The sequence below is a fragment of the Pseudomonas fluorescens genome (assembly GCF_005938625.1).
GTDB classification, from domain to species: Bacteria; Pseudomonadota; Gammaproteobacteria; order Pseudomonadales; family Pseudomonadaceae; genus Aquipseudomonas; species Aquipseudomonas fluorescens_BD.
Genome location: NZ_VCNJ01000058.1, coordinates 1 through 7663, shown reverse-complemented (window position 1 = coordinate 7663; position 7663 = coordinate 1). Strand labels below are relative to the sequence as shown.

Sequence of the window (7663 nt, the reverse complement as noted above, 5' to 3'; positions counted from 1 at the left end):
GGTGGGTATTTCAGACCTTCCCTAGACTCCCGTGATCAAGCAGTGTTTGGAGGACCATCCACGCTTCAACTGCACTTCACGCAGACCAGAGCCTCCTGGCTGAACGCCGTGGAGCGGGGTGTGTTTACCAGCGTCGCGGAGCTGAATACGGGCATTCGTCAATTCATCGAGGCTCACAATGAGCGCTCAGCAAAACCATTCAAGTGGAACAAAACGGCTGAAAACATCATCAGTTCGGTGCATAAAGCAAAGCTGGGTGCGATTGAAAATAGATTGTTAAATTAACCGCTCAGGACACTAGGCCGGTGGGCCGCTCACGTTTGTGTACTTGCAACAAGTTGGGGGATCTTTCAATCCCCCAACCTTATCTAAAGGCGAACTCAGCCTTTAGCAAAGTTGCCATTTATTAGGATCGGTGTTGCCTGAGGCTCCCCAGCCGATAGCATAACCCAGAGGGCCAAGAGAAAGGAGAAGACCGGCGCCGAAGCCTTGGCCAAAGCTTTGGCCACCAAAAACAGTTTGGGTCTCTTTAATAGTGATTTCTTGCATGGTAAGTTTCCTTATTAAGTATGTTGCCTTCGCGTTTCCGCTCAATGCCATGAAAAGCTATCTCGGTGCCTTGGTTGAGTCAAATCATTTAAGGCTTATTTCACGCGCTAGCGCCTAATGTGTTTTTTGATAACTTTAATTCATATCATGATGAGTGGGCGCCACCAATCTAAAGCGTGCGGATGCCGAGTTCGCATCCCAACTTGGATGGAGTAACTGCATCGAGCTCTGCACCAGCCTTGCGCTAATGGCTGTTGCGATGCTTGCGCGCCCGTTGATCGCTTGCGGCTTAGCTCTATCTTTGTGGGCATGAACTCAGTGCGCTACAGGCGGGGGAGTTAAATCATGTTTCTTGGCAGTCCGACTTTAATAATTCATATTATATTTGCAAATGATAATTTTTGAGTGCTTGCTGCGAGGAAAATTGTGAGAGTATTTCTACAGCGGCCTATGGAGTATTTACTCGCTTATACGATCTTCCCAGCATGGATCGCCATGCCTGTCGGACACGGATAAAGTCAGCGCTGTGATATAGCGCCCCGCGGTTCAAAACGAGAGATAATATGCTTGTGCTGCATATTCTACGCGCATTATTAATCCTACCCGGCAAGGACACTCTGTTTTACAACCACGATGTGATTTCGCGTCCAAATGCCGTTGACCTATTGCTGGCTTGGCCAGTCGCTCTCATCAGTGGGTCATCTACCTTCCATCAATAACGGAACATGTATGCTTGATGTCGGAAAGGTCTCGCCGCGGTCGGCGTTATCACCTCTTTTGTTAGCTTGGGTTGTATGCGCGTTTTTTCTTACGGCATTGATCATACTTTTTATAGGTCGCTACGCGGAAAAAGAGGAAGTGACGGGGCGTGTGATCACCCGTGACGTGCTCAGAATCAGCAGTGAACGCGCCGGTTATATTGAAGAGGTCCTGGCGCAGCCCGGAGCGATCATCCATAAGAATCAACCCTTGCTGCGCATCCGTAACGTGGATCCCGATACGTTAAGTGAGCGCGGCGGCAAGTCGGGTTCAACCAACAATGTGAAAGGTGTCGAAGCGCTGCTGGTGGAGGTGAGCGCTGATGAGCAAAAAGCTCAGGCGTCTTATGACGTTGAAAAAAACCTACTCAAACTGCAGCTCGACGAGGTCAGCAAAAGCTTAGACCTCAACAGCAAGATCTATCAGTCGATTCAATATCGCGTCGACATTGCCGTCCGGGAGCGCCAACACTATGAGAGCCTCGCCAAGCAGGGCGCGGTGTCTGAGGCGGCGTTGCATGAAGTGATTGCCCGCCACGAGTCTGCGCTTCAGGAGCTGGTGAACAACGAGCTCGACCAGAGCACGGTACAGCAAAAAATCTTGGAATTAAAACAACGTGACAGTGATGCCGATTATTCGCGATCCACACGTTTGAGTACTCTCGCTAGTCAGAAGCAGGATCTGTTGGAGCGCCTTGATACACTGAAAAAAGCGCAAGAATATGTATTGCTCTCTCCCGTCGACGGTGAGATCGATGCCACGTCGGTGTTTGCGGGCGCGCGCGCCGAGGCGGGCAATCCGCTCATGCTCATTCGGACGCGCACGCCGGAACCTGTGGCCCCCACCGTCATGCTGGATGTGAAAGCCTCCTCCATCGGTTTCGCCGAGCCCGGTACCGAGGTGGTGGTGCGTATCGACTCCTTTCCTTATGAACGTTACGGCGTCATCAAGGGCCACATCCTGAGAACACCCTCCAGTACGTTGGTCGACTCGCCTCTGGGCACGCCTCATGACGAGCAGAGTGCTGTACCGACCTACCTGGTCGAAGTGCAGCTCGATTTTCCCAAGGCTTCGACAAAAATCCAGCAAGCGTGGTTACGTGACGGCATGACCGTTAAAGCCTCTCTCAAGCACGAAGAGTTGAACTTGTTTGAATGGTTGTTTTTACCCGTGGTGAAAGGCATGCAGCGCAACCCCGACTATCTATCCGAATTTCGTGAGGCACCGGTGGGTGAATCCAAATGACAGAACGTAATGCTCAGCATAAGCCTGGCGTTGCGTCGCGATTTTTTGCCAAACGCATCCCAGTGATTCTGCAAGATGAAATCGCCGAGTGTGGTCTGGCCTCGATCGCCATGGTGGCCAGTTACTACGGGCGCGAGACCACACTTCGGCAAATGCGTCAGGACTACAGTGTGGCGCTGGGGGGCATTTCGCTCTATCAGATCATCAAGGTCTCGGAAACGCTGGGGCTTGCGACCCGCCCGTTGAAGCTTACGCTCGACTACATCAAGGAACTCAAGACACCGTCCATTTTGTTTTGGAACAACATGCACTTTGTGGTGCTGGAGTCAGTCACGAGCAAAGGCATCAACGTTGTCGATCCCGCGGTAGGGCGGCGTTTTTACAGCTGGGAAGCGGCGCTACCGTTATTCAGCAACTTTGCCTTGGAAGTGGTGCCGGGCCTGGGCTTTCAGCGCAGTCAAGAAGGCAAGGGTAGCTCTCGGCTGAGTTTTACCGGCATCCTTAAAAACAACGCCTGGCTGTATCGCTACTTGATTCCCATGGCGTTGTTGGCCGTTGTGATCAATTTGGGCGCGATCGCCGCACCCAAGCTGTTTTCCCTGACGATTGATCAAGTGGTGGCCAAGAATGATCCGGATTTCCTATACCTGATTCTCTATATCTTTTCCGGGCTGTTCTTTTTCAAAACGATTGCCACCTGGCTGCGCACCGCACTCAATGCACGCCTGCGTGTGGCCTTGACCCAGGACCTTTCGACCGGGGTCATCGCCTGGTTGCTGCGCTTACCCGTGCCTTTTTTTGAGCGTCGCTCACCGGTCGATATTTTGCGCCGCACGCAAGCCGTTGATCAGGCTTACATACAGTTCACGGCCGGCAGGATAGACATGGCCATCGATAGCATTTTTGCCGTGGTCTTTCTGGTGTTGATGGGGTTGATCAACCTGAAGCTGGCGGGTTTATCCCTGGCGTTGTGCCTGGCCTTTTGTGTTTTTCGTTTGGTGATGTTGCCGATTATCGAAAAAAAGCACCAAGTGTCCATCGAAGCCGAAACCGCGCGCAATGCGGTGTTGTTCGATGTGCTGGGGGCCGTGCAATCGATGAAGCTGTATGGCTACGAGGCCTCCAAACTGGCGTTATGGAGCAACCGCCAGGCCGAAACGGAAATTGCCCGAGCCGATGTCAGCCGCATGCAGGAAATGAACACAGTCGTGCATACCGGCCTTTCGCATTCCCAGTCCCTGTTGGTCAGCGGTCTGGGCGCCTTGGCCGTGCTCAAGGGGGTCAATAGCATTGGCGACCTGTTTGCCTTTGTGCTGTACAAGGACCTCTTCATGGACTCTGTCCTGAAGGCAGTGGATCGGTACATGTCGCTGCGCCTGATCAAGGTAGACCTTGATCGGGCCGAACATATTATCGATGAAGCGCCCGAAGAGGTGGGCGTGAACGTTTACGCCTCCTCCGCGCTCGCGAACCGTGAACAAATTCGTCACCTGGAGATTCAAGCGGGGGTGTTTCGTTACGGCTCGTTCGAGCGGCCTGTTCTGAAGTCGCTACAACTGCAGGTCAACCGTCTGCAAAAAGTGGCCATTTATGGCAGTTCAGGCTTTGGTAAAAGCACCTTGTTGAAAGTGCTGGCGGGGTTCTATGCGCTGGAGTCCGGCGAGCTCAAGGTCAATGGGATGCCGATAGCCAATTTTGGTCTGCGCCGCTACCGGCAAAGTACCGCCTATGTCACGGCCACCGATGAAATCATCGACGGCACGGTCATTGACAACATCCTGATGGATGCCGACCACGTCGATGGCGAACATCTTCAGGCCTGCGTCGAGCAGGTCGGGCTGGTCGACAGCATTCTGCAACTTGGGAGCGGCTTTAACACGTTACTAGGCACCGCTGGCGTGCAGCTGTCCTCCGGCCAGAAGCAGCGCTTGCTCATTGCTAGGGCATTGTATCGCAAGCCGGACGTTTTGCTGCTGGATGAGCCAACCTCGCACCTGGATCACGAATCCCGTGACGTGGTGATCAACAGCCTTAGAACGCTCCCGATGCTGTGCGTCATCGTGACGCACGATCCGGTGATGCTGCAGGCGTGTGACGTGGGCTATCAGATGATCGATGGCGAGCTGCAGCGCTTGTAAGCGTTTAATTGAGGATTACGTGATGGTGCAAAACCTGAACTGGCTCTGGCAGGTGCGGTTGGTTCGTCTGAGGGCCAAATACTGGGTCGCCGAATGGATTATCAAAGGCATCGCGCCGCTTTTTCGCTGGGCGCCGATGCAGGGGCTGTACCGAACACTCCCTCGTGTACTGGGCTGGCTACCGCCAGGCTGGCGTGGGTCGGGTTATAGCTTGTGCCGGCAAAACCTGGCCCTGTTTGATTACGATCAAATGCAGTGTGATGACGCGGCCCGACGCTATATGGCCATCCAGTTGCAGCGGCAAATCAATAAATACCTGTATGAGATTCATGCGCCCGCTCAGTTACGCGAACGCCTAGATAACATCCTCTGGGTCGACCCCCAGGCACTGTTTCAGCGTTCGCAGGACGAGCCTTGCCTGGTGCTGTTGACGCACACGGGGGAGCACTGGATGGCGGTCGCCAAGATTGTCGCGCACACACCGGTTGCCACGCATTTCATCATTCCGATCTTGGCGTTCGCCGATGAGATGACGGTGCGCTCGATGAAAAGTCTTGAGGCCTTTGGGCACACGGTTGAGGTGAAGGATGTCAAGGACCCCAAGGTCGCTCTGGCCATTGTTCGGGGTGCTCGCCAGGGCAAGCGCATTGTCATCTTCTACGACCTGCCGGTGAGTATCGGTGCCACGCATTTCGGGGCTCCCGTCTCGGGGCGGTTTTTAGCGCGTGACGCACAGTTTGTGAAAGGCCCTATATTTTTAGCGTCCAAGCTGCAGTTCAATGTGCTCCTGGCCGGTCACCGCGTGATACCGGGTCAGGCCAGCGAATTTCACCTGTTCGACTGGGTTGAGGCCGGCGACCTCGAACCCATGAGTCAGCGCTGCATGGTGGCGCTGGAGCGGTTCATCCGTCAGTCACCGGAAAACTGGTTTTACCTGCCCCGGATGGAGGCCTATTTCCATCGCCAACGCTCGGCGGCAGACATGCCCATCAAAATTCCCAACGCGTTGCTGGCACAACGTTAAGTCCGTTATTGAGTTGAGTATCATGAACCCCGGATTGTCCCTATGTGTGACGGTGTGCTGCCTGGCGCTGGTCGGTTGTTCATTCGAGCCTGACTACGTGCGTCCTGCGCTGCCGGTGGCGCCGTCATGGCGCGCAGGCTCAAGCGCCGATCATGAGTCCCCAACTGACCTGCAGTGGCAGTCGGTGTTTCAGGGGGCCTATCTGCAGACGTTAATCAGCACCGCGCTGGACAACAATCGGGACCTGCGTATTGCCGTCAACCGCATGGACGAAGCACGGGCCCAGTTTCAGATCCAGCGAGCGGATGTTTATCCCAACCTCTCGCTGGCCGCTCAAGCCCAACGACAACGGGTCTCCAAAGCCGATGCGCCGTATGGGGGCAGTGGCGTTGCCGAACACGGTCAATTGGGCCTGAGCTTGAACGCCTATGAACTCGATTTGTGGGGGCGCTTGCGTAATCTTAAAGGGGCCGCCAATGAGCTTTACACGGCCAGTGTTGAGGAGGCGCTCAGCGTGAAATCCACGTTGATTGCGCAGGTGGCGCAGGCTTACTTCGAAGCGCTGGCCAGTGTGGAGCTTCAGCGCCAGAGCGACGAGTCACTGGCCATTGCCCGTCGTTCCCACGCGCTGGTGAGCCAGCGCCGTCTATTGGGGGTGTCCAGTCAGTTGGAGGTGCAACAGGCCCAAAGTCTGGTGCTGTCCGCTGAGGCCGAGCAGGCCTCGGTCCTTCGGCAACGCAATGTGGCCTTCAATCAGTTGGAGTTTTTAGTCGGTACCCGCGTGGATCAATCCCGGTTGCAGGCCGGGTCGCTGGACGATGCCGGCGTCATCGCCTCCATCGCGCCAGGCCTGCCTTCCGCGCTGCTCGTGCGGCGCCCGGATATTCGGGCGCAGGAAGCCAGACTCAAAGCGTCCAATGCTAATATCGGGGCCGCTCGTGCCGCCTTTTTGCCGAAAATTTCGCTGACTGGATTATTGGGCTTTAGCAGCCCTCAACTCAGTGCCCTGACCTTGGGTAATGCGCGCAGCTGGTCTTTCACGCCGGATCTGCAGTTGCCCATTTTCGATGCCGGACGCAATGTGGCGCAACTGGATCTGGCTTGGGCGCAACATAAAACAGCCATCTCCGAATACGAAAAAACCATCCAGAGCGCTTTTCACGAGGTGGCCGATGCGCTTGACTCGAGCAAGGCCATTGCTGCCGAGCTGGACGCGGAGCGTCAATGGGCCGCGAATGAGTCGCAACGCACCGAGTTGGCCGAGCTGCTCTATCGAGACGGGGTCAACAGCTATCTGGATGTCCTGGATGCGCAGCGCCAATGGCGGACCGCGCAACAAAACCTGATAAAGACACGGCTGTTACAACTGACCAATCGTATCGCCTTGTACAAAGGATTGGGGGGCGGCTGGACAGAAGCAGGTAGTATTCAATAATCGTTGGGCAAGGCGGCCTTCGACGCTACAATCGCCGCTTTGATCCGCCATGGGGTTTGGTCCCTTCACGCGTTTGCCAACGTCGCGGGTGAAGACATTAGGGGCTCGATACCGCATAGGGGACGACATCACCTTGAATGGGCCAGGGCCTGCAGGTTGGAGGTCACAGGATAAAAACAGGCAAGGTATGAGCGAGTGCTGCGTCCGTCCCATCCACTCGGCGCACAGTATCGGCATGGACGCGCCTAGAGTGAGTCCAACAGGCGCGTCTCCTCCAACCCATTATGGGATAAAGGCATCCGTCTAAAACGGCTTATAGGCGTGCCGTCAATCGCTTGCCCTTGAGTCAGAAACTCATAAGATTGCCGCTCGGGGTCAGATCAACGACGGCTGCCCGTCATAGCGGACAAAAAACTAAAGGCATCAGATGTAGTTGATTTTCTATTCCACATAAATAGCGTTCTATCTATCGAGGCGCACTAAACTGCCTAAGGAAGGTCTGAAATACCCACC

General features: G+C 55.0%; 5 protein-coding genes and 1 pseudogene. 5 read left to right on the top strand and 1 reads right to left on the bottom strand.

Annotated features, from left to right (window positions below; genetic code table 11):
• Nucleotides 1-25 precede the first annotated feature (25 nt).
• Nucleotides 26-285 (top strand): annotated as a pseudogene (locus tag FGA82_RS27555) (IS630 family transposase); the annotation flags it as partial.
• A 102-nt stretch (nt 286-387) separates the two neighbouring features.
• On the opposite strand, the gene FGA82_RS32220 reads toward FGA82_RS27555, so the two are convergent.
• Entirely contained in the window at nt 388-549 is a 162-nt protein-coding gene (locus FGA82_RS32220) for a hypothetical protein (protein ID WP_171057374.1), read from the bottom strand.
• Between the two features lie 729 nt (nt 550-1278).
• On the opposite strand from FGA82_RS32220, the gene FGA82_RS27550 reads away from it, so the two are divergent.
• From FGA82_RS27550 to FGA82_RS27535, 4 genes are read left to right on the top strand one after another with little or no spacing between them, the layout of a single operon-like run.
• Nucleotides 1279-2553 (top strand): HlyD family secretion protein, encoded by a 1275-nt coding sequence (locus FGA82_RS27550; protein WP_141129537.1) that lies wholly within the window; start codon nt 1279-1281, stop codon nt 2551-2553.
• Nucleotides 2550-4691: a peptidase domain-containing ABC transporter gene (locus tag FGA82_RS27545; protein WP_141129536.1), complete on the top strand. Its 2142-nt coding sequence runs from the start codon at nt 2550-2552 to the stop codon at nt 4689-4691. Before FGA82_RS27550 ends, FGA82_RS27545 begins: the two co-directional genes overlap by 4 nt.
• Before the next feature lie 22 nt (nt 4692-4713).
• Nucleotides 4714-5715, top strand: a complete 1002-nt coding sequence (locus FGA82_RS27540) for a hypothetical protein (RefSeq protein WP_141129535.1) — start codon at nt 4714-4716, stop codon at nt 5713-5715.
• A 22-nt stretch (nt 5716-5737) separates the two neighbouring features.
• Entirely contained in the window at nt 5738-7150 is a 1413-nt protein-coding gene (locus tag FGA82_RS27535) for an efflux transporter outer membrane subunit (protein WP_141129534.1), read from the top strand.
• Nucleotides 7151-7663: the final 513 nt, after the last annotated feature.

Coding starts and splice junctions, on each gene's coding strand:
- FGA82_RS27535 (WP_141129534.1), top strand. CDS start 5,738: ATGAACCCCGGATTGTCCCTATGTGTGACGGTGTGCTGCCTGGCGCTG.
- FGA82_RS32220 (WP_171057374.1), bottom strand. CDS start 549: ATGCAAGAAATCACTATTAAAGAGACCCAAACTGTTTTTGGTGGCCAA.
- FGA82_RS27545 (WP_141129536.1), top strand. CDS start 2,550: ATGACAGAACGTAATGCTCAGCATAAGCCTGGCGTTGCGTCGCGATTT.
- FGA82_RS27550 (WP_141129537.1), top strand. CDS start 1,279: ATGCTTGATGTCGGAAAGGTCTCGCCGCGGTCGGCGTTATCACCTCTT.
- FGA82_RS27540 (WP_141129535.1), top strand. CDS start 4,714: ATGGTGCAAAACCTGAACTGGCTCTGGCAGGTGCGGTTGGTTCGTCTG.